The sequence below is a fragment of the Variovorax sp. VRV01 genome (assembly GCF_014852545.1).
Classification (GTDB): domain Bacteria; phylum Pseudomonadota; class Gammaproteobacteria; order Burkholderiales; family Burkholderiaceae_C; genus Variovorax; species Variovorax beijingensis_A.
The window spans coordinates 199,674-221,493 of the sequence record NZ_JACVBS010000012.1; the positions used below are offsets into that span (position 1 = coordinate 199,674).

The window sequence follows — 21,820 nt, forward strand, 5'->3', positions numbered from 1 at the left end:
CCTTATGCGTGCGTTCCGGCGTCTCAGTTCTTCGGACGGACATGGATCTCTGGAAACTTCTCGTCGTAGAAAGCCATGCGGCCCTTCAGCGCCTGGTGCTCGTCGTACGGATCTTCATAGGACCAGATCGCGTCGGCCAGCTGCCGCTCGCCCACGTTCAGGCTGTAGTAGCTCGCGGTGCCCTTGAACGGGCATTCGGTCGTGGTCTGCGAACGCTTCAATTTGTCCGTGCGGACGTCGGTGCGCGGAAAGTAGTAGCGCACCGGCGACTTGTCTTCGACAACTTTGATCACGTCCGCCGAGCTCGCGACGACCACGCCTTCGACCTCGACCTCCATCGGCTGGCGAAGCGGCTCTTCGCGCACCTGGTGGTCGGGCCATTTCTGGTGTCCGGGTGATTTGCTCATTTCTTCGTACTCCTGGAGGGATCGAGATGGTCCCGAAACCAGTCGCGCGCCAGCTTCGACACCGCGCCCAGCGCTTCGGGTTCCTCGAAAAGATGCGTTGCACCGGGCACGAGCGAAAGCCGCTTCTCGCCGCGCAGCGCCGCAAGGGCTTGCCAGTTCATGTCGATCACCGGCCCGTCGTTGCCGCCGACGATCAGCAGCGTGGGTGCACGCACGCGCTCGAGCGCCTGCCCGGCCAGGTCGGGCCGTCCGCCGCGGGAGACCACGGCGTGCACCGCGTCGGGCCGTTGCGCCGCCGCCACCAGCGCGGCACCGGCGCCGGTGCTCGCGCCGAAGTAGCCGATCCTCAGGCCCGCGGCGGGCTCGCAGTCGCCCAGCCAGTCGGTCAGCCCGACGAGCCGGTCGGCCAGCATGTCGATGTCGAAGCGCAGCTCACGCGTGCGCTCGTCGATGGCCTCTTCGTCGGAGGTCAGGAGGTCGACGAGCAGCGTGGCCAGCTTGGCCTCGTTGAGGCTCTCCGCGACCTGGCGGTTGCGCGGACTGAAGCGGCTGCTGCCGCTGCCGTGCGCAAACAGCACGATCCCGCGCGAGGCCGCCGGCAGGCACAGGTCAGCCTCCAGCGTCACGGAAGAGCGCAGCGGAATGCGGAGCGCGCGGCGCTCGAAGGTTCTGGATGGGGGGTCCAATTTTTTGGCTTCCTTTGCACGAGGCACTTCATCTCATCTGCTCGGCCTCGCCATCGGTCAGCTTATTTTTTTGCAGCGCTTCTTCTGTAGGGCGATGCTCACATTGGCGTAGGTGGAGTGCAGCGTTGCATATTGAAAGAAAACTGCACTGCGGGTGGGTCCATGGCGCCGAGTGCTCATGGTGCGGAGCTCTTCATGCCAATATCAACTGGCACGGAGGTCCTCCATGAAAGTCGAGATCACGAAAGCACCTGTCGCACAAACGGAGATGCTCATCCGCAAGCCTGTCGCAGAGGTGTTCGGGGCGTTCATCGACCCCCGTGTGACAACCAGCTTCTGGTTCACCCAAAGCAGCGGCCGGCTCGAGACCGGTCATGAGGTCAGATGGGACTGGGAGATGTATGGAACATCCACGTCGGTGCTCGTGAAAGACATCGAACCCGACAAGCGCATCGTGATCGAGTGGGATGGGTACAGCGGCCGCACGACGGTCGAATGGAAGTTCTCCGCGCGCGAGGATGGAACGACCTATGTCGTCATCACGGAGTCTGGATGGACAGGTGATGGAGACGAACTCTTCAAGTACGTTGCCGAGTCGACTCAAGGCTTCACCTGGACGCTTGCAGGGCTCAAGGCGTTTCTCGAGCATGGCATCAGGCTGAATCTTGTCGCGGACAAGAACCCCGATGCGCACAAGGCTGGCTGGCAGCCGGCCTGACAGTCATTGGCCGCCCGCGGCCGGCACGCACGCACGGGCTTAGAAGGTCTCCCAGTCTCCGATGGCAGCGGATGCTCCCGCAATGGCAGCCGCCGGTTTGCGCTGCGTTGCGGCGGCAAGGGCACGCCGAGCCGGCTGCATCGGCTGCACGACACGCGCCTGGACGGGTGCGGGCCTGGGCGGCGCGGCGGCGAGTCCGTCCTCTTCATCGTCGTCGAGCTTGAAGGTTGCGACCACCTGCGAGAGGCTGTCGGCCTGCTGCTGCAGCGACTGGGCCGCGGCCGCCGCCTCCTCGACCAGCGCCGCGTTCTGCTGCGTCACCTGGTCCATCTGCGCAATCGCCTGGTTCACCTGCTCGATGCCCTGCGCCTGTTCATGGCTCGCGGCCGTGATCTCGCCGATGATGTCGGTCACGCGCTTGACGCCGCTCACGATCTCTTCCATCGTCTTGCCGGCCTCGCCGACGAGCGCGCTGCCCACGTCGACCTTGCCCACCGAATCGTCGATCAGGCCCTTGATTTCCTTGGCCGCCGCCGCCGAGCGCTGTGCAAGGCTCCTCACTTCCGACGCGACGACTGCGAAGCCGCGGCCCTGCTCGCCTGCACGCGCGGCTTCCACTGCGGCGTTCAGCGCCAGGATGTTGGTCTGGAACGCGATGCCGTCGATCACGCCGATGATGTCGACGATCTTCCTGGACGAGGCATTGATCGACGCCATGGTGTCGACCACCTGCCCCACGACACTGCCACCCTTGACCGCCACTTCGGAAGCCGAGAGCGCGAGCTGGTTGGCCTGGCGAGCGTTGTCGGCGTTCTGCTTGACGGTGCTCGTGAGCTCTTCCATCGAGGCCGCGGTCTGCTCGAGCGAACTCGCTTGCTCCTCGGTGCGCGAGGACAGCTCCTGGTTGCCGGCAGCGATCTGCCCGGATGCCACCACGATCGAATCGGTCGACGCCTTGATGCGCGTCACCACGTCCGTCAGCGTATCTTCCATCTCGCCCATGCCGCGCAGCAGCCGCCCGAAATCGCCGCCGCGCTCTGTCTCGAATTCCTTGCTGAGGTCGCCCGAGGCCACGGTCTCGGCAATGAAGATCGCCTCGCCAAGGGGCTGCATGATGCTGCGCGCAAGCCAGACGCTGCAGCCGACGCCGGCCAGCAGCGCGGCGAGCCCGAAGCCGGCCATGAGCTTCTGTGCCGAGCCGATACGCCATGCCAGTTCCGGGGCGACGCCGGCGGCGATGTCCTGAAGGCCCGCGATCCCGATCACGAGCCCCGTCGCCATCAACAGCAACACGATCCCGAACGCCGCGCCCAGCCGGGCACTGATCTTCCAATTGCGCATGTGCTTTTCCATGACGGCCGCCGACGCGGGGCCAGTTGCCAGGAATATCGGCAGTGCTGTGCGGAAACTTGAGGGTTCGGACCCAGGCGTAAACCCGGGGTTTCGAAAACTGAGGCGCTTCGGAATGCAAAAAGCCCCAAGCTGTTGATTTGCTTGGGGCTTTTTGGGGTTGCGCCTTTGAGAGACGCAGTAATTTGGTGGCCTGGGGCGGAATCGAACCACCGACACGCGGATTTTCAATCCGCTGCTCTACCAACTGAGCTACCGGGCCTTGGTGTGCAGCCTTAAATTATACAGCGCTTCTGCGCCCTCTCGAAAGATCGACGCCAAGTTGTTTGAGCTTGCGGTAGAGGTGGGTGCGTTCCAGGCCGGTCTTCTCGGCCACCCGGGTCATCGAGCCGTTCTCCATGGCCAGGTGGAATTCGAAGTAGGCCTTCTCGAAGCCGTCGCGCGCGTCGCGCAGCGGACGGTCGAGGTCGAAGCTCTGGGTCGACTGCGGGCCGGCGTCGGGCACCGGCACGGAGGCGAGCGAGGCCAGCAGCAGGCTGTCGCCGGTGGTGGTGATGGCAGCCGAGGGATTGATGCCCGGGGCCGGGGGCACCACGCCGGCCGCCGCGCGCCTGGCGTTCTCGCGCGCAAGGCCCTGCTCCACGGCCTTCAGGAGCTTCTGCAGCGTGATGGGTTTCTCGAGGAACGCGAAGGCGCCGATGCGGGTGGCATCGACGGCGGTGTCGATGGTGGCGTGGCCGCTCATCATGATGACGGGCATGCTCAGCAGCCCGGCGGTGGACCATTCCTTGAGCAGCGTAACGCCGTCGGTGTCGGGCATCCAGATGTCGAGCAGCACGAGGTCGGGCCGTGCGCGCTGCCGCGCTGCGCGGGCCTCGGCCGCGTTTTCCGCCAACTCCACGTTGTGGCCTTCGTCATTGAGAATTTCGAAGAGCAGGTCCCTAATGCCCAGCTCGTCATCGACCACGAGAATGTTTGCCATGAGTGCTGCTTGTTGTATGCGCCGGTATCTGCAATGTGTGTAGGGTCCGCCAGCCGCCCCATCGTCTGTGCGCGACGGGTTTCTTTCACGCTCAGGCGGCGGAAGACTTCGGATCTTCGGTGTGAGCGACCGCTGTTTGCGGCTCGCCTGCCAGCGCGAATGATAGCGAGACTTGCGCCCCTGCTACAGCCCCATCGACAACGCGGTTGGAAAGCTCGATGCGGGCGCCGTGCTCGTCCGCGATCTTCTTGACCACGGCCAGTCCCAAACCTGTACCTTTTGTTTTCGTGGTGACGTAGGGCTCGAAGGCGCGCTTGAGGATGTTCTCGGCAAAGCCCGGGCCGCTGTCCTGCACGGTCAGGCGCACGCGCTGGCCCGAATCGCCCAGGCGGGTGCGGATGACGACCTCGCCGGCGCGGCCGGTGGTGCTGGCGGCGGCCTCGGCGGCGTCCTGGGCGTTCTGCAGCAGGTTGTGGATGACCTGGCGGATCTGCTGGGCGTCGCCGCGGATCGGCGGGCAGCGCTCGTCCAGCTCGGAGCGCAGCGCAATGGGCGCGTTCTCGGCGCTGTAGAGCTGGAGCACGTCGGCCAGCAGCGCGTTGAGGTCGACCGGCTTCAGGTCGGCCGCGGGCAGGCGGGCGTAGTCGCGGAATTCGTTGACCAGCCGCTTCATGGCGTCGACCTGGTCGACGATGGTCTTGACCGACTTGACGAGCACGGCCTGCTCGGGCGGCGCGACCTTGCCGGAGAGCTTCATTTCGAGCCGCTCGGCCGAGAGCTGGATGGGCGTGAGCGGGTTCTTGATCTCGTGGGCGAGGCGGCGTGCCACTTCGCCCCAGGCCTGGGCGCGCTGGGCGGAAACGATTTCGGAGATGTCGTCGAACACCAGCAGCCGCGCGGCCCCCGGCAGCTCCGCGCCGCGCGCCACGATGTTGATGGCGCTGTCCTGCTGCGGCAGGTCGGTGCCGCTGGCATGCAGTTCGAAGGCGTGCTGCCAGTGGTCCAGCCCATGCTGCAGGCGCTCGACCTGGAACTCGTCGAACTGCTGCTGCACGCTGTTGCCGAAGTCCGCGAGCCCGGGCACCTGGGCGAGCGGCATGCCCTCGTAGGCGGCCAAAGGCGCGCGCAGCACGCGGGTGGCGCCTGGGTTGGTGGAAAGTATGGTGCCCTTGGCGTCGAGCACGATCACGCCGGAGGTCAGGTTGTCCAGGATGGTCTGCAGGTTGGCGCGGGCGGCGTCGAGCTGGCCCATGGTCTTTTCGACGGCGCCCCGGGCATCGGCCAGTTGCTGGGTCATGACGGCGAAGGAGCGCGTGAGGCCGCCCAGCTCGTCCTTGCCCTGCAGCACGGCGGTCGGCCGCAGGTCGCCGCCGGCCACCTGGCGCACGCCGTCCGCCAGCACGAGCAGCGGCCGCGCGAGCTGGTTGCCGAACAGCACGGCCAGCAGCACGGCGCCGAACACGGCCAGGAAAAGGCTCAGCGTGAGGGTGCCGATGTACATGCGCCGCAGGCCCTCGCGGGCCAGGGCCCGCTCCTGGTATTCGCGGTTGGCTTCCTGCACGGCGAGCGCGTTGGCCACCACCGCAGGCGGCAGCGGCTGCGTCACCTGCAGGAAGCGCGGCGCCGTGTCGAAGTCGAAGCCCGGCCGCTGCACCATCGCGAGGGCGCGCACGCTGGCAGGCGGCACATTGGCGCCCGGCGGCGCGGTTTCGTCCAGGCCTTCGATGTGGGCGATGGCGCGGTCGGCGCGCACCTGCCGCAGCTGCTGGGTGGTCGGCCGCTCGGGGTTGAGCTGGAAGCGCGAGGCGCCGGCGCCGGCGACCAGCTGGCCAGTGCCGGTCCAGAGCACCACGTCGCTGGCCTGGAGCTGGTCGCGGATGCGCTCGAGGACGAGGCCGGCGCTCGCATCGGGCACCTGCACCAGCTGGGCGCTGGCCACGCGCGTCTTGGCGGCCAGGTCGTCCGCGAGCGAATCGAGCGTGGCGCGGCCGAGGTTCAGGCCGGCGTCGAGCGCGCCCTCCACCTTGACGTCGAACCAGCTCTCGATCGAACGCGCGACGAACTGGTAGGACACGACGTAGACCAGCGCGCCCGGCACCACGCCCACCAGCGCGAAGATGGCCGCGAGCTTGATGAGCAGGCGGCTGCCGAACTTGCCCTGGCGCAGCCGCCGCAGCAGCCGGAAGGCGACCCAGCCGATCACCAGCACCAGCAGCACTGCCACCACCACGTTGATGCCGAACAGGCGCACGTAGTAGCGCTCGTACAGCGCGCGGTTGTTGGTGGCCTGGGCCAGCAGGAACATCAGCACCAGGCCGATGGCCGTGACCAGCGCGGCGCCCACGCCCACGGCCCAGCGCAGCGCGCGCGCGCGGCGGGCGGCGGGCGTGGCCGCTGCGCCGCTGCGCGGCTTGTTGCTCACCGCTGCTTCTCCAGCGCCAGCTTGGCGCTGCGCTCGGCCACGATGTTCCAGTCGGCCTGGCCGACCACGCCGATCTGGAACGGGCGCGGCAGCTGCGAGGTGTCGAGCCGGAAGCGGAACACGACCTGGTGCAGCGGCTCGTCGCCCACTTCGGCCGCGTCGCCCAGCCGCAGCCGGCCGACGCGCTTGACGGCGTCCATGGCGTCGGCCAGGCTGTCGAAGTTCTGGTTCAGCGAAACGCCGAATCCCGCGGCGCCGGTGATGGGCACCGGCGACACGTTGAGCCGCCAGCGGCGCGTGAGCGGCTGGTAGGCCAGCCGCATGTGGCGCGTGACCTGCGCCACCTTGCGGTCGGTCCAGTACCAGCGCTCCTGGAAGACCTCGGCCTCGGCCACGAAATAGATGGCAATGCCCTTGTCGAGCACCTCCTCGACCAGCGAGGGCAGCTCGAACTGCACGGCCGCGGTGAGATAGACGCCGTCGTCGGCCTGCTCCAGCCGCATCTGGGTGACCGATGGCACGACGCGCCCCTGCGCCACCGCAATCGGGAGCAGGCAGGTCAAGAGCAATGCCCAGGCCAGCAGGAGCCCGGCCAGCGGCGCCAGGATGCGCCGCCTGCGAGCCTCAGCGCGGACGTTTTTCAAGCAGGGCGTAGAAGAAGCCGTCGTGGTCACCTGAGGGATTGTCCGGGACGGCGCGGGCATTCGCCCCGCTTTGGGGAAGCAAATGGCCTGGCGATGCCTCCAATCGGGCGTCGGTGTTGTGCGCAAGGAACGCATCGATTTGTTGCGAGCCCTCTTCCCGGAAGACGGAACAGGTGCAATAGAGCAGCCGGCCGCCGGGCCGGACCAGGGGCCAGAGGGCCGCGAGCAGCGCCGCCTGCTGGACCGCCAGCTGGGCGGTGTCGCTCTCGCGGCGCAGCCAGCGCACGTCGGGATGGCGCCGCACGATGCCCGAGGCGGTGCACGGCGCATCGAGCAGGATGGCGTCGAATGGCGTGCCGTCCCACCAGGCGGACGGCCGCGCGGCGTCGGCCACCAGCACCCTGGCGGACAGGCCGAGCCGGCCCAGGGTTTCGTCGATGCGGCGGCTGCGGGCGGCATCGACCTCAAGCGCCGTCACCTCGACGGCCGCCGGGCCGGCGAATTCCAGCAGGTGCGCGGTCTTGCCGCCGGGGGCGGCGCAGGCATCGAGCACGCGCAGGGGTGCCGCTCCGGCCGCGGGCAGCAGGCCTTCGAGCAGCAGTGGCGCCGCCAGCTGCGCGGCGGCATCCTGCACCGAGCATTCGCCGTCGGCAAAGCCGGGCAGCTGCTGCACCGGGCGCGCACGCGCCAGCTGCAGGCCCGCCTGCCCTACCCGGACGGCCTCGAGGCCCGCTGCCTGGAGCGCGAGCTGATAGGAAGCCACGGTGGTCTTGCGCAGGTTGACGCGCAGGGTCATCGGCGGCTGCGCGTTGTCGGCGGCGAGCACCCGCTGCCAGTCGCGCGGGTGGTCGCGCTTGAGCCGCTCGATCCACCAGCGCGGATGGTTCCACTGCGCGACCGGTTCATGGTCGGTCGCGGCCACGAGCTCGTCGCGCTCGCGCAGGAAGCGGCGCAGGCAGGCATTGATGAAGCTCGCCTGCGCGCGCGTGGCGGGATTGCGCTTGGCGGCCTCGACGGCCTGGTCGACCAGGGTGAAGGGCTCGTAGGGCGCGTGCTGCGCATCCCAGGCCAGCGCCAATGCGGTGCACAGGAGCGCGTCGGGCAGTGGCGGCGGCGTGCGCTTGGCCAGGTGGCGGCGCAGGGCCTCGGCGCGGCCGAGCCAACGCAGCACCTGGAAACCGAGCGCCTGCACGCCGGGGCGCATGGCGGGCTCGACGGCTTCGAACGCGACGTTGCCCGAGCTGCCGGCGCGAATCGACGCGAGCGCCGCCGCAGTCAGCTGCAGCTGGCGCCATAGCGGCGGTTGCATCGGCGGCGCGGTGCCGGCGGAATGATCGGAAGATAGTTCTGACAAGTTGGGGCGATGGTAATGGGCGTCAACGGGCGCGCCGCAGGCGCGGCGCCCCGCGAGCGTACGAAGAAAAAATGCAGCGCCGGCGTCCGGGCGGCTTCAAAGCAACGGCGCGGCCGGACGCAAACGCACCATCCATGCCACCAGCAGCGCCGGAAACTGGACGATGGCGGCGTTGTACTGCCCCACCGCCAGGTTGAACTGGCTGCGTGCGATTTCCGCCGCGGCCGAAGGCTCGGGCCAGGCCATGGGTTCGAGCGTGCCGGAGGCCGCACCGGCGCCGGCCGGCAGCAGCGGCGCCGGCCGCGAGAGCGTTCCGTCCGCCTCGAAGACCGTCACCGCGTCCGGATGCTGGCGCTGCCAGGCCGTGATCAGCACCTGCAGCGCCGTGGCCAGCGCGGCCATGCCGCCGGGGTCGAGCGGATGCAGCCGGGTGGCGCCCAGCAGGGTCGCCAGCTGGGTGGTGGCGGCCTGCAGCGGCGCCACGGCCGACGAATGGCTGGACGCATCCTTTTCCGGCAGGGCGGCCGTGATGCTGGCCTGGACGAAATCCAGCTGCTTCCGCAAGGCCGCATCGAGCGTGGCATAGGCCTGGAGCACGGCCGCGCGCAGACGCACGAGCCGGTTGTAAGCGCCCACAAACCAGAACAGGAGCACGGCAATGACGATCCAGCCGACCATCGAATCGGGCAACACGCTCATCGGCAAAAACGCTTCGCAATAGACAACTCAAAGAAAAACGCCCCCCAACCGGGGGCGGTCGGGGGGCGTCGGATACCGGTCATGGCCGGTGATGCTACCCAGTTATTCGGACGCGGCGCCTTCGCTGGCGTCGGCCGTGGTGGGAACATCGCTGGTCGAACCAGCTAGTTCGGCGGCTTCGGATTCGGCGATGGCGCGGCGCTCGGCCTCGTCCATCTGATCCTTGGCCTTGCGCGCCTGGTGGTAGGCCATGCCGGTGCCCGCGGGAATCAGGCGGCCGACGATGACGTTTTCCTTCAGGCCGCGCAGCTCGTCGCGCTTGCCCATGATCGCGGCTTCGGTCAGCACGCGCGTCGTTTCCTGGAACGAAGCGGCAGAGATGAACGAGTCGGTCGACAGCGATGCCTTCGTGATACCCAGCAGCAGGTTGGTGAACGTCGCGGGGATCTTGCCTTCGGCGCGCAGGGCGTCGTTGGTGTTGAGCATTTCGCTGCGTTCGACCTGTTCGCCGGAGATGTAGCTGGTATCGCCGATGTTGTCGACCACGACGCGGCGCAGCATCTGGCGAACGATCACCTCGATGTGCTTGTCGTTGATCTTCACACCCTGCAGGCGGTACACGTCCTGCACTTCGTCCACGATGTAGCGCGCGAGTTCTTCCGAACCCAGAAGGCGCAGGATGTCCTGCGGGTCCGCCGGGCCGTCGACCACGCTTTCGCCCTTGTTCACCACCTGGCCTTCGTGCACCAGGATGTTCTTTTCCTTCGGCACGAGGTCTTCCCAGACCGTGCCTTCCGGATCGGTGATCTGCAGGCGGATCTTGCCCTTCGTTTCCTTGCCGAACGACACGGTACCGGTCATCTCGGCCAGCATGCCCTTGTCCTTCGGCGAACGGGCCTCGAACAGCTCGGCCACGCGCGGCAGACCGCCGGTGATGTCGCGGGTCTTCTGGCCTTCGACCGGGATGCGCGCCAGCACTTCGCCGGGGCCCACGTCCTGGCCGTCGCGGATCTGCACCAGGGCGCCGATCGGGAAGCCGATCGTCACCGAGTGGTCGGTGCCCGGGATCTTCACTTCGGCGCCGGAGGCGTCGATGAGCTTCACCTGCGGACGCACGACCTTGGCAGCGCCGCGGCGCTTCGGATCGATCACGACCAGGGTCGACAGGCCGGTCACTTCGTCCACCTGCTTGGCGACGGTGAGACCTTCTTCCACGTTCTCGAACTGCGTCTTGCCGGCGAATTCCGTGATGATCGGGCGCGTCAGCGGATCCCAGTTGGCAAGCACATGGCCGGCCTTGATCTGCTGGTCGGCCTTGACCGCCAGGATCGCGCCGTACGGCACCTTGTGGCGTTCGCGCTCGCGGCCGTGTTCGTCATGGATGACGATCTCGCCCGAACGTGCAATCACCACCAGCTCGTTCTTGCTGTTGGTCACGTAGCGCATCGTGGCGTTGAAGCCGATCACGCCGTTGGACTTGGCTTCGACGCTCGAGGCCACCGCTGCACGCGATGCCGCACCGCCGATGTGGAAGGTACGCATCGTGAGCTGCGTGCCGGGTTCGCCGATGGACTGCGCAGCGATCACACCGACGGCTTCGCCGATGTTGATCAGGCCGCCGCGGCCCAGGTCGCGCCCGTAGCAGGTCGCGCAGATGCCGAAGCGGGTTTCGCAGGTCAGCGCGGTACGCACCTTGACCTCGTCGACGCCTTGCGCCTCGAGCTCTTCGATGTTGTCCTCGTCGAACATCTCGCCGGCCTTCAGCAGCACCGAGCGGTTTTCCGGGTGCAGCACGTCGTCGGCAGCCGAGCGGCCCAGGATACGGTCGCGCAGCGACTCGATCACTTCACCGCCTTCGACGATGGCGCGCATCAGGTAGCCGCCGTGCGTGCCGCAGTCCTGCTCGGTGACCACCAGGTCCTGCGTCACGTCGACCAGGCGGCGCGTCAGGTAGCCCGAATTCGCCGTCTTCAGCGCCGTGTCGGCCAGACCCTTACGGGCACCGTGAGTGGAGATGAAGTACTCCAGCACGTTCAGGCCTTCGCGGAAGTTCGCGGTGATGGGCGTCTCGATGATCGAGCCGTCCGGCTTGGCCATCAGGCCACGCATGCCGGCCACCTGGCGGATCTGCGCTGCGGAACCGCGGGCGCCGGAGTCGGCCATCATGTAGATGGAGTTGAACGACTCCTGCTCCACTTCCTTGCCGTGGCGGTCGATGACCTTCTGCTTGGACAGCTTGGCCATCATGACCTTCGACACTTCGTCGCCGGCCTTGCCCCAGATGTCCACCACCTTGTTGTAGCGCTCGCCGGAGGTCACGAGACCGGAGACGTACTGCTGCTCGATCTCCTTCACTTCCTTGGCCGAGCGCTCGATGATGCCGTGCTTCTCGGCGGGCACCAGCATGTCGTCGATGGCGATCGAGATGCCGGCCTTGGTGGCCAGGCGGAAGCCGTTCTGCAGCAGCTTGTCGGCGAACACCACGGTCTCTTTCAGGCCGCACTTGCGGAACGAGACGTTGATGAGCTTGGAGATCTCCTTCTTTTTCAGCGCCTTGTTGATGTTCGAGAACGGCAGGCCCTTGGGCAGGATCTCGGACAGCAGCGCGCGGCCCACGGTGGTGTCCACCAGCGACGTGGAAGGCGTGAATTCGCCGGTTTCCTTGTCCTTGGTGTACTCCGTGATGCGCACTGCCACCTTGGCGGTGAGTTCGACCTCGTTGGCGTCGAGCGCGCGCTGCACTTCACCGATGTCGGAGAAGATCAGGCCCTCGCCCTTGCCGTTGATGCGGTCGCGGGTCGTGTAGTACAGACCCAGCACCACGTCCTGCGAAGGAACGATCGAGGGTTCGCCCGAAGCCGGGAACAGCACGTTGTTGGAGGCCAGCATCAGCGTGCGGGCTTCCATCTGCGCTTCCACCGACAGCGGCACGTGGACGGCCATCTGGTCGCCGTCGAAGTCGGCGTTGAAGGCCGCGCAAACCAGCGGGTGCAGCTGGATCGCCTTGCCTTCGATCAGGATCGGCTCGAACGCCTGGATGCCCAAACGGTGCAGCGTAGGCGCACGGTTCAGCATCACCGGGTGCTCCTTGATCACTTCTTCCAGGATGTCCCAGACCACCGGCGTGCCCGATTCGACTTCCTTCTTCGCAGCCTTGATCGTCGTCGCGATGCCCATGGCTTCGAGGCGCGAGAAGATGAAGGGCTTGAACAGCTCGAGCGCCATCAGCTTCGGCAGGCCGCACTGGTGCAGCTTGAGCGTCGGGCCCACCACGATGACCGAACGGCCCGAGTAGTCGACGCGCTTACCCAGCAGGTTCTGGCGGAAGCGGCCGCTCTTGCCCTTGATCATGTCGGCGAGCGACTTGAGCGCGCGCTTGTTGGCGCCCGTCATGGCCTTGCCGCGGCGGCCGTTATCCAGCAGCGAGTCGACAGCCTCCTGCAGCATCCGCTTCTCGTTGCGCGCGATGATTTCCGGAGCCTTCAGCTCCAGCAGGCGGCGCAGGCGCGAATTGCGGTTGATGACGCGGCGGTACAGGTCGTTCAGGTCGGAGGTCGCGAAGCGGCCGCCGTCCAGCGGCACCAGCGGACGCAGGTCCGGCGGCAGCACGGGCAGCACGTCGAGCACCATCCACTCGGGCTTGATGCCCGACTTGCGGAAGGCCTCCAGCACCTTGAGGCGCTTGGAGTTCTTCTTGACCTTGACTTCGGAGCCGGTCAGGTCGCCGCGCAGGCGTTCGATCTCGCTGTCGAGTTCGATGCCCTCGAGCAGATCCTTGATGCCTTCGGCGCCCATCTTGGCGACGAACTCGTCGCCGTATTCCTTGCGCTTCGCGTCATAGTCGTCCTCGGACATGATGCCGAACTTCTTCAGCGGGGTCATGCCGGGGTCGGTGATCACGTAGGCTTCGAAGTACAGCACGCGTTCGATGTCGCGCAGCGTCATGTCGAGCACGAGGCCCAGGCGCGACGGCAGCGACTTCAGGAACCAGATGTGGGCGCAGGGCGCGGCCAGGTCGATGTGGCCCATGCGCTCGCGGCGCACCTTGGTCTGCGTGACTTCGACGCCGCACTTCTCGCAGATCACGCCGCGGTGCTTCAGGCGCTTGTACTTGCCGCACAGGCACTCGTAGTCCTTGATGGGGCCGAAGATCTTGGCGCAGAAGAGGCCGTCGCGCTCGGGCTTGAACGTGCGGTAGTTGATCGTCTCGGGCTTCTTCACCTCGCCGAAGGACCACGAACGGATCTTCTCGGGCGAAGCCATGCCGATCTTGATGGCATCGAAATGCTCATCGGGCGTGAATTGCTTGAACAGGTCGAGTAGCGATTTCATAAGACTCTTTCCCTTTTCAACTTAAGAACGTTCGAGTTCGATGTCCAGGCCCAGGGAACGGATTTCCTTGACCAGCACATTGAACGATTCCGGCATGCCGGCTTCGATGGAGTGTTCGCCCTTGACGATGCTCTCGTACACCTTGGTACGGCCTTGCACGTCGTCGGACTTCACCGTCAGCATTTCCTGCAGCACGTAGGCGGCGCCGTAGGCTTCCAGCGCCCACACTTCCATTTCGCCGAAACGCTGGCCGCCGAACTGCGCCTTGCCGCCCAGCGGCTGCTGCGTGACGAGCGAGTACGGGCCGGTCGAACGGGCGTGCATCTTGTCGTCCACCAAGTGGTGCAGCTTCAGGAAGTGCATGTAGCCGACCGTGACGGGACGCTCGAACTGGTCGCCGGTGCGGCCGTCGTACAGGTAGGCCTGCGTGCGCGTCTCGGTCAGGCCCTTGAGCTTGGCGATGTCGTCCGGATAGGCGAGCTTCAGCATGCCGCGGATTTCCTCCTCCGAGGCACCATCGAACACCGGCGTGGCGAAGGTGGCACCCGAAGACAGGTTGGCCGCCATTTCGAGCACGTCGGTGTCGCTCAGCAGGCTGAGGTCTTCCTTGCGGCCCGAGCCGTTGTACAGCTGCTCCATGAACTTGCGCAGCTCGGCCACCTTGGCCTCCTGCTGCAGCAGGTCGCCGATGCGGTTGCCGATGCCCTTGCCGGCCCAGCCCAGGTGCACTTCGAGCACCTGGCCCACGTTCATCCGCGAAGGCACGCCCAGCGGGTTCAGGCAGATGTCGCACGGCGTGCCGTCGGCCATGTGGGGCATGTCTTCGACCGGAACGATCTTCGACACCACACCCTTGTTGCCGTGCCGGCCGGCCATCTTGTCGCCGGGTTGCAGGCGGCGCTTGACGGCCAGGTAGACCTTGACCATCTTGAGCACGCCCGCGGGCAGCTCGTCGCCCTGCGTGAGCTTCTTGCGCTTTTCCTCGAACGCGAGGTCGAAGCTGTGGCGCGTCTGTTCGAGCGAGTTCTTGATCGACTCGAGCTGCGTGGCCACTTCGTCGTCCGCCGGGCGGATGTCGAACCAGTGGAACTTCTCGACCGACGACAGGTAGGCCTTGTCGAGCTTGGTGCCCTTGGCCAGCTTGTTCGGGCCGCCGTTGGCCACCTTGCCGGTCAGCAGCTTCTCGATACGGTCGAACGCGTCGGCTTCGACGATGCGAAGCTGGTCGTTCAGGTCGAGGCGGAAGCGCTTGAGCTCGTCGTCGATGATCTGCTGGGCGCGCTTGTCGCGCGTGATGCCTTCGCGGGTGAAGACCTGCACATCGATCACGGTGCCTTGCGAGCCCTGGTCCACGCGCAGCGACGTGTCCTTCACGTCGGAAGCCTTCTCGCCGAAGATGGCGCGAAGCAGCTTCTCTTCAGGCGTCAGCGTGGTCTCGCCCTTCGGCGTGACCTTGCCCACCAGCGTGTCGCCCGGCTGCACTTCGGCACCCACGTAGATGATGCCGGATTCGTCCAGGCGGTTGAGCTGCTGCTCGGCCAGGTTCGGGATGTCGCGCGTGATCTCCTCGGCGCCGAGCTTGGTGTCGCGGGCCATCACCACCAGTTCCTCGATGTGAATCGAGGTGTAGCGGTCTTCCGCGACGACGCGTTCCGAGATCAGGATCGAGTCTTCGAAGTTGTAGCCGTTCCAGGGCATGAACGCGATCAGCATGTTCTGGCCGAGAGCCAGTTCGCCGAGGTCGGTCGATGCGCCGTCGGCGATCACGTCGCCCTTGGCGATCTTGTCGCCGCGCTTGACGATCGGACGCTGGTGGATGTTGGTGTTCTGGTTCGAACGCTGATACTTGATCAGGTTGTAGATGTCCACACCGACTTCACCGGCTGCCGCTTCGGCGTCGTTCACGCGCACCACGACACGGGTCGCATCGACGTAGTCGACGATACCGCCGCGGGTGGCCGTGACCACGGTGCCCGAGTCGACCGCGGAGACGCGCTCGATACCGGTACCGACCATCGGCTTCTCGGGACGCAGCACGGGCACGGCCTGGCGCTGCATGTTGGCGCCCATCAGCGCGCGGTTCGCATCGTCGTGCTCGAGGAACGGCACGAGCGAGGCAGCCACCGACACGATCTGCGCGGGCGACACGTCCATGTACTGGATGCGTTCGGCGCCGACCAGGATCGACTCGCCGGCCTCACGCGCCGAAACCAGGTCGCCGGTCAGCTTGCCGTCCTTGTCCAGGGCCGCATTGGCCTGGGCGATGACGTACTTGCCTTCTTCGATGGCCGACAGGTAGTCGATCTCGTTGGTGACCTTGCTGTCGACCACACGGCGGTACGGCGTCTCGATGAAGCCGTATTCGTTCAGGCGGGCGTACAGGGCCAGCGAGTTGATCAAGCCGATGTTCGGGCCTTCAGGCGTTTCGATCGGGCACACGCGGCCGTAGTGGGTCACGTGCACGTCGCGCACTTCGAAGCCTGCACGTTCGCGCGTCAGACCGCCCGGGCCAAGGGCCGACACGCGGCGCTTGTGGGTGATTTCGGACAGCGGGTTGGTCTGGTCCATGAACTGCGACAGCTGCGAGGCGCCGAAGAACTCCTTCAGCGCGGCCGAGATCGGCTTGCTGTTGATCAGGTCGTGCGGCATCAGCGGCTCTTGCTCGGCCTGGCCGAGGCGTTCCTTCACGGCCTTCTCGATGCGGGCCAGGCCGGTGCGGTACTGGTTCTCGGCCAGTTCGCCGACGCAGCGCACGCGCCGGTTGCCCAGGTGGTCGATGTCGTCGACTTCGCCGTTGCCGTTGCGCAGGTCCACGAGGATCTTGACCACGGCCAGGATGTCTTCGTTGGTCAGCACCATCGGGCCGGTCGATTCGTCGCGGCCGACCTTGGCGTTGAACTTCATGCGGCCGACGCGCGACAGGTCGTACGTGTCCGGGTTGTAGAACAGGCGCTGGAACAGGGCCTGCACCGCGTCTTCCGTCGGCGGCTCGCCGGGGCGCATCATGCGGTAGATGGCCACGCGGGCTGCGAACTCGTCCACCGTCTCGTCGATGCGCAGGGTCTGCGAGATGTACGCGCCCTGGTCGAGTTCGTTGGTGTAGATCACCTGGATGTCCTGCACGCCGGCCGTGCGCAGCTTCTTCAGCAGCGCTTCGGTCAGTTCGTCGTTGGCCTTGGCCAGGATTTCGCCGGAGTCGGCGTCGACGATGTTGCGGGCGATCACGCGGCCGACCAGGAAGTCTTCCGGCACGCTGATGTGCGTAGTGCCCGACTGCTCGAGTTCACGCGTGTGGCGCGCGGTCACGCGCTTGTCCTTGGCGACCACGACCTTGCCCGACTTGTCGGTGATGTCGAAGCGCGCGACTTCGCCGCGCAGGCGCTCGGGAACGAATTCCATCTGGGCGCCGCTGTCCATCAGGCGGAAGTTGTCGTTCACGAAGAAGTTCGCGAGGATCGATTCCGGGTTCAGGCCGATGGCCTTCAGCAGGATCGTGACCGGCATCTTGCGGCGGCGGTCGACGCGGAAGTACAGCATGTCCTTCGGGTCGAACTCGAAATCGAGCCACGAACCGCGGTAGGGAATCACGCGGGCCGAGAACAGCAGCTTGCCCGAGCTGTGCGTCTTGCCCTTGTCGTGTTCGAAGAACACGCCCGGCGAACGGTGCAGCTGCGAGACGATCACGCGCTCGGTGCCATTGATGATGAACGAACCCTTTTCGGTCATGAGCGGCACTTCGCCCATGTAGACCTCTTGTTCCTTCACTTCCTTGACCACCTTCGACTGCGAGGTCGACGATTCGCGGTCATAGATGATGAGCTGGACCTTGGCGCGCACGGCCGAGGCAAAGGTCAGGCCGCGGGTCTGGCACTCGCGCACGTCGAAGGCCGGCTTCGCGAGGTTGTACTCGAGGAACTTCATCTCGACAAAACCATTGTGCGAGACGATCGGGAAGGCAGCGTCGAACGCGGCCTGCAGGCCTTCGACGGTGCGTTGTTTGGGAGGAATGCCGGCTTGCAGGAACGCGGTGTACGCGTCTTTCTGCATCTGCAGCAGGTAGGGGATTTCTACGACGCTGTCGCGATTGCCGAAACTTTTTCGGATGCGCTTGCGTTCGGTGTAACTGTACGCGGACGATTGGGCCATGAGAGCTCCGGAGCTTGAGATCTTCAGCGACTTGTCAGCGGTGCCGGGCGAACGGCACCACTGCTTGGCGGCTGGCCACTACCAGCCGTTGGCGGACAGCGATGCGTTGCACATCGCCCGAACCAAGGGGTCTTCTGCAGTCGGGGTCAGAAGACACTCGAAAACCGTCTTTTTTCCGGTTTTCGGGTGCGCTCTGAAAGCGGCAAAGGCTGGAGGGCCTTTTCAGGCACCTCCAGCCCTCTAGCGGGTCTGAATTACTTCAGTTCCACCTTGGCGCCGGCGTCTTCCAGCTTCTTCTTGGCGGCTTCAGCGTCAGCCTTCGACAGGCCTTCCTTGACAGCCTTGGGAGCGGCTTCCACCAGGTCCTTGGCTTCCTTGAGGCCCAGGCCGGTGATTTCGCGCACGGCCTTGATCGCCGAAACCTTGTTCGCGCCTGCATCCATCAGCATGACGTTGAACTCGGTCTGCTCTTCGGCCACGGCAGCGGCAGCACCACCGCCAGCGCCGGCGGGGGCAGCCATTGCAGCGGCGCTCACGCCGAACTTCTCTTCGATGGCTTTCACCAGGTCGTTGAGTTCCAGGACCGTCATGCTGTCGAGCGCGGTCAGAAATGCGTCTTTATCGAATGCCATTTTTGTTTCCTAACAATTGGGTTGAATATTTCAAACGCAAGCTTCAAGCAGCCTGCGCTTCGGCCGGTGCATCGGCGGGTGCAGCTTCGCCACCACCGCGCTTCTCGGCCAGCGCCGCGAGCACGCGGGCGGTACGAGAGATCGGGGATTGCATCAAGCCCAGCAATTGCGCCAGCAGCACTTCCTTGGAAGGGATGTTGGCCAGTTGCTTCACGCCGTTCACGTCCAGGGCCTTGCCGCCGAATGCGCCGCCGCGAATCACCAACTTGTCGTTGGTCTTCGCGAAATCGGCCACCACCTTGGCGGCGGCCACTGCGTCTTCGGAAAAGCCATAGATCAGCGGGCCGGTCATCTGGTCGCCAACGATCTCAAATGCGCTACCAGCGACAGCACGGCGTGCCAGCGTGTTCTTCAACACGCTGAGGGTCACACCCTTGCTGCGAGCTTCGCTGCGCAGTTTGGTCATATCGGCCACCGTGATGCCACGGTATTCCGCCATCACGAGCGTTTGAGCTTTAGCGGCGAGGCTGGTCACATCACTGATGACCGCTTCTTTCTCACTGCGATTCAGACTCAAGGTCTACTCCTTTTAATGCGACCTTCGGCCGAGGCCTCGGATCGCGCTTCATGCAGCGACCAACTGTCAGGAACAAAAATCAAATTCCTTGCAGTGGGGTCGCCATCTGCGCTGGATACCGGAAGGATCGATCCGGCGATTAAGTGCAGCGCCCTGCACACCAGCGGTCTTGGATGGCTCGCGGCAACCGGAGCTGCCGCGACCCACCACATTCGCCCTGCCCTTGCGGGCGAGGCAAATCTCTTTGCTTAGCTCGCCGCGATGGTCTGCGTGTCCACGCGGACACCCAGGCCCATGGTCGACGACACCGCCACCTTGCGCAGGTACACGCCCTTGCTGGTCGCCGGCTTGGCCTTGACCAGAGCGTCGATCAGCGCGGCGAGGTTGCCTTGCAGCTTGTCGTTGTCGAACGAGCGGCGGCCGATCGTGCCGTGCACGATGCCGGCCTTGTCGACGCGGAACTGGACCTGGCCAGCCTTGGCATTCTTCACGGCCGTGGCAACGTCCGGGGTCACCGTGCCAACCTTGGGGTTGGGCATCAGGCCGCGCGGGCCGAGGATCTGGCCGAGCGTACCGACCACGCGCATGGCGTCAGGGGCGGCGATCACGACGTCGAAAGGCATGTCGCCAGCCTTGACCATGGCAGCCAGGTCGTCCATGCCGACGATGTCGGCGCCGGCGGCCTTGGCTTCTTCTGCCTTGGCGCCCTGGGCGAACACGGCCACGCGCTTGGTCTTGCCGGTGCCGTTGGGCAGCACGACGGCGCCACGCACGACCTGGTCAGACTTCTTCGCGTCGATGCCCAGCTGCACGGCCACGTCGATCGATTCGTCGAACTTGGCGGTGGCGGCTTCCTTCACGATGCCGATCGCGTCAGCCAGCGGATACAGCTTGTTGCTGTCGACCTTGCCTGCGAGCGCTTTTTGCTTCTTGGTGATCTTGGCCATTTACACGCCCTCCACATTCACGCCCATCGAACGGGCAGAGCCGGCGATGGTGCGAACTGCTGCGTCCAGGTCGGCGGCAGTCAGGTCCTTCATCTTGGTCTTGGCGATCTCTTCGAGCTGTGCGCGCGTGATCTTGCCGACCTTGTCGGTGTGCGGACGGGCCGAGCCCTTGTCCAGCTTGATGGCCTTCTTGATCAAGGTGATCGCCGGCGGCGTCTTGATGATGAAGGTGAAGCTCTTGTCAGCGAACGCGGTGATGACCACCGGCAGCGGCAGACCAGGCTCGACGCTCTGGGTCTGCGCGTTGAACGCCTTGCAGAACTCCATGATGTTCAAACCACGCTGGCCCAGTGCGGGACCGATGGGTGGTGACGGGTTGGCCTTACCAGCTGGCACTTGCAGCTTGATGAAGCCGACGATTTTTTTCGCCATGCTTTGCTCCTTGCGGGTGATATCGCCTTGGCTTTCGCCGCGGCTCCCCGGGGTTGAACGACTCTTCGATCAAGGCCGCGCGCCGAGTCGGACAACGCGCAGCCGGGAATGGTTCCGGTCCGAGGACCGGCGGACTCAGGTCTTCTCGACCTGGCTGAACTCGAGCTCCACAGGCGTTGCGCGGCCGAAGATCATGACCGACACGCTGACCTTGCTCTTCTCGTAGTTGACTTCCTCGACGGTGCCGTTGAAGTCGGTGAACGGGCCTTCCTTGACGCGCACGAATTCGCCAACGGTGAACTCGACCTTGTGGCGCGGCTTCTCGGTGCCCTGCTGCATCTGGCTGACGATGCCCTCGACCTCTTTCTGCGAGATCGGGGCCGGACGATTCTTGGCGCCGCCAACGAAGCCCGTCACCTTGTTGGTGTGCTTCACCAGGTGCCAGCTCTCGTCGTCCATGATCATTTCGACCAGCACGTAGCCCGGGAAGAAGCGGCGCTCGGTGGTGCGCTTCTGGCCGTTCTTGATCTCGACCACTTCTTCGGTCGGCACCAGGATGCGGCCGAACTTGTCCTGCATGCCGGCACGGTTGATGCGCTCAATGATGTTGCGCTCGACGGCCTTTTCCATGCCCGAATAGGCGTGCACCACGTACCAGCGCAGATCGGGGTTGGCGGCGGGGGCCAGCACCGAGGTGTTTTCCTCCTCGGGACTGCTCGGCGTGGTTTCAACTGCGTCGTCGGTCATTTATTTTCTCCAGCCCAGAATTAGGTCGAAAAACACCCATTCGAGCGTCTTGTCGGTGAGCCAGAGGAAAACAGACATGACCGCCACGAAGGCAAACACGTAGGCCGTCATCTGCATGGCTTCCTTGCGGGTCGGCCAGACGACTTTCTTGACCTCGCGCCACGAGTCGCGGCCGAAAGCCCACAACTGGCGGCCATTCTCGGAGCTGCCGAAGGCCCCCACGGCCGCGGCCAGGCCGACCAGCAACGCAGCCCATTGCACCAGCGAGCCCTGGCGCGCCAGCAGGTAGAACGCCACGATGGCGCCCACTGCCAGCAGCACCGACGCGGCCAATTTGGCCTTGTCGGCACCCGTGCTCACGGTTTCGATTTGAGAAGTGGCCATGTTCGGCTGATTTCCTGTGGCCTTTCGGCCTTCAATTCAATGCGCCTTCTTGAGACGCCGAAGCCCATCGGGTCACGATGGGCTTTTTAGCCTCCCGCCGGGCGAACGACGGGGGTTTTTCGGAGGCGCCACCTAAGTGGCAGGGGCAGTAGGAATCGAACCTACAACCTTCGGTTTTGGAGACCGACGCTCTGCCAATTGAGCTATACCCCTCCGGTACTCTTTGCTCGGCTCAGATGTCGAGGATCTTTGCCACGACGCCCGAACCCACGGTGCGGCCGCCTTCGCGGATGGCGAAGCGCAGGCCTTCTTCCATCGCGATCGGGTTGATCAGCTTCACGGTGATGCTGACGTTGTCGCC

General features: G+C 65.5%; 17 protein-coding genes, 2 tRNA genes and 1 pseudogene. 1 reads left to right on the top strand and 19 read right to left on the bottom strand.

Features of this window, described 5'->3' with window-relative positions; genetic code table 11:
- Positions 1-23: 23 nt before the first annotated feature.
- Together IB278_RS21770 and IB278_RS21775 are read right to left on the bottom strand one after the other, a co-directional pair.
- Positions 24-407: a DUF427 domain-containing protein gene (locus IB278_RS21770; protein ID WP_145742349.1), complete on the bottom strand. Its 384-nt coding sequence runs from the start codon at positions 405-407 to the stop codon at positions 24-26.
- Positions 404-1,093 (bottom strand): dienelactone hydrolase family protein, encoded by a 690-nt coding sequence (locus IB278_RS21775; RefSeq protein ID WP_145742351.1) that lies wholly within the window; start codon positions 1,091-1,093, stop codon positions 404-406. Before IB278_RS21775 ends, IB278_RS21770 begins: the two co-directional genes overlap by 4 nt.
- A 226-nt stretch (positions 1,094-1,319) precedes the next feature.
- On the opposite strand from IB278_RS21775, the gene IB278_RS21780 reads away from it, so the two are divergent.
- On the top strand, positions 1,320-1,811 hold the full coding sequence (locus IB278_RS21780; RefSeq protein WP_145742353.1) for an SRPBCC family protein: 492 nt from the start codon (positions 1,320-1,322) through the stop codon (positions 1,809-1,811).
- A 39-nt stretch (positions 1,812-1,850) separates the two neighbouring features.
- Here IB278_RS21780 and IB278_RS21785 read toward each other — a convergent pair whose 3' ends face one another.
- The 17 genes and pseudogenes from IB278_RS21785 to tuf all read right to left on the bottom strand — a co-directional run.
- Positions 1,851-3,152 carry a methyl-accepting chemotaxis protein gene (locus tag IB278_RS21785; protein WP_145742355.1) on the bottom strand — a complete coding sequence of 434 codons (1,302 nt, stop codon included), beginning with the start codon at positions 3,150-3,152 and terminating at the stop codon, positions 1,851-1,853.
- A 195-nt stretch (positions 3,153-3,347) separates the two neighbouring features.
- Positions 3,348-3,423, bottom strand: a tRNA-Phe gene (locus tag IB278_RS21790).
- Positions 3,424-3,441: 18 nt separating this feature from the next.
- Entirely contained in the window at positions 3,442-4,143 is a 702-nt protein-coding gene (locus IB278_RS21795; protein WP_012745757.1) for a response regulator, read from the bottom strand.
- A 91-nt stretch (positions 4,144-4,234) separates the two neighbouring features.
- Positions 4,235-6,565 (bottom strand): sensor histidine kinase, encoded by a 2,331-nt coding sequence (locus tag IB278_RS21800; protein ID WP_145742357.1) that lies wholly within the window; start codon positions 6,563-6,565, stop codon positions 4,235-4,237.
- On the bottom strand, positions 6,562-7,209 hold the full coding sequence (locus IB278_RS21805) for a DUF4390 domain-containing protein (protein WP_192325383.1): 648 nt from the start codon (positions 7,207-7,209) through the stop codon (positions 6,562-6,564). Before IB278_RS21805 ends, IB278_RS21800 begins: the two co-directional genes overlap by 4 nt.
- On the bottom strand, positions 7,190-8,518 hold the full coding sequence (rsmB, locus tag IB278_RS21810; RefSeq protein ID WP_192325384.1) for a 16S rRNA (cytosine(967)-C(5))-methyltransferase RsmB: 1,329 nt from the start codon (positions 8,516-8,518) through the stop codon (positions 7,190-7,192). The genes IB278_RS21805 and rsmB overlap by 20 nt, the downstream gene beginning before the upstream one ends.
- 141 nt (positions 8,519-8,659) lie before the next feature.
- On the bottom strand, positions 8,660-9,262 hold the full coding sequence (locus tag IB278_RS21815) for a LemA family protein (RefSeq protein WP_145742363.1): 603 nt from the start codon (positions 9,260-9,262) through the stop codon (positions 8,660-8,662).
- Positions 9,263-9,364: 102 nt separating this feature from the next.
- Positions 9,365-13,594, bottom strand: a complete 4,230-nt coding sequence (gene rpoC, locus IB278_RS21820; RefSeq protein WP_192325386.1) for a DNA-directed RNA polymerase subunit beta' — start codon at positions 13,592-13,594, stop codon at positions 9,365-9,367.
- A gap of 21 nt (positions 13,595-13,615) precedes the next feature.
- Positions 13,616-17,740, bottom strand: a complete 4,125-nt coding sequence (rpoB, locus tag IB278_RS21825; protein WP_145742366.1) for a DNA-directed RNA polymerase subunit beta — start codon at positions 17,738-17,740, stop codon at positions 13,616-13,618.
- A gap of 254 nt (positions 17,741-17,994) precedes the next feature.
- The gene (gene rplL, locus IB278_RS21830; RefSeq protein WP_012745750.1) at positions 17,995-18,372 is read right to left on the bottom strand and encodes a 50S ribosomal protein L7/L12; all 378 of its coding nucleotides are present in this window, start codon (positions 18,370-18,372) and stop codon (positions 17,995-17,997) included.
- A gap of 43 nt (positions 18,373-18,415) precedes the next feature.
- Positions 18,416-18,949, bottom strand: a complete 534-nt coding sequence (gene rplJ, locus IB278_RS21835; RefSeq protein ID WP_012745749.1) for a 50S ribosomal protein L10 — start codon at positions 18,947-18,949, stop codon at positions 18,416-18,418.
- Between the two features lie 248 nt (positions 18,950-19,197).
- Positions 19,198-19,896 (bottom strand): 50S ribosomal protein L1, encoded by a 699-nt coding sequence (rplA, locus tag IB278_RS21840; RefSeq protein WP_012745748.1) that lies wholly within the window; start codon positions 19,894-19,896, stop codon positions 19,198-19,200.
- The gene (gene rplK, locus IB278_RS21845) at positions 19,897-20,328 is read right to left on the bottom strand and encodes a 50S ribosomal protein L11 (protein WP_012745747.1); all 432 of its coding nucleotides are present in this window, start codon (positions 20,326-20,328) and stop codon (positions 19,897-19,899) included. It abuts the gene before it with no gap.
- Between the two features lie 135 nt (positions 20,329-20,463).
- The gene (gene nusG, locus IB278_RS21850; RefSeq protein ID WP_025569411.1) at positions 20,464-21,075 is read right to left on the bottom strand and encodes a transcription termination/antitermination protein NusG; all 612 of its coding nucleotides are present in this window, start codon (positions 21,073-21,075) and stop codon (positions 20,464-20,466) included.
- Positions 21,076-21,459, bottom strand: a complete 384-nt coding sequence (secE, locus tag IB278_RS21855; RefSeq protein WP_025569410.1) for a preprotein translocase subunit SecE — start codon at positions 21,457-21,459, stop codon at positions 21,076-21,078.
- A 137-nt stretch (positions 21,460-21,596) separates the two neighbouring features.
- Positions 21,597-21,672: transfer RNA gene (locus IB278_RS21860), tRNA-Trp, on the bottom strand.
- Positions 21,673-21,691: 19 nt separating this feature from the next.
- Positions 21,692-21,820: pseudogene (gene tuf, locus IB278_RS21865) on the bottom strand (elongation factor Tu); the annotation flags it as partial.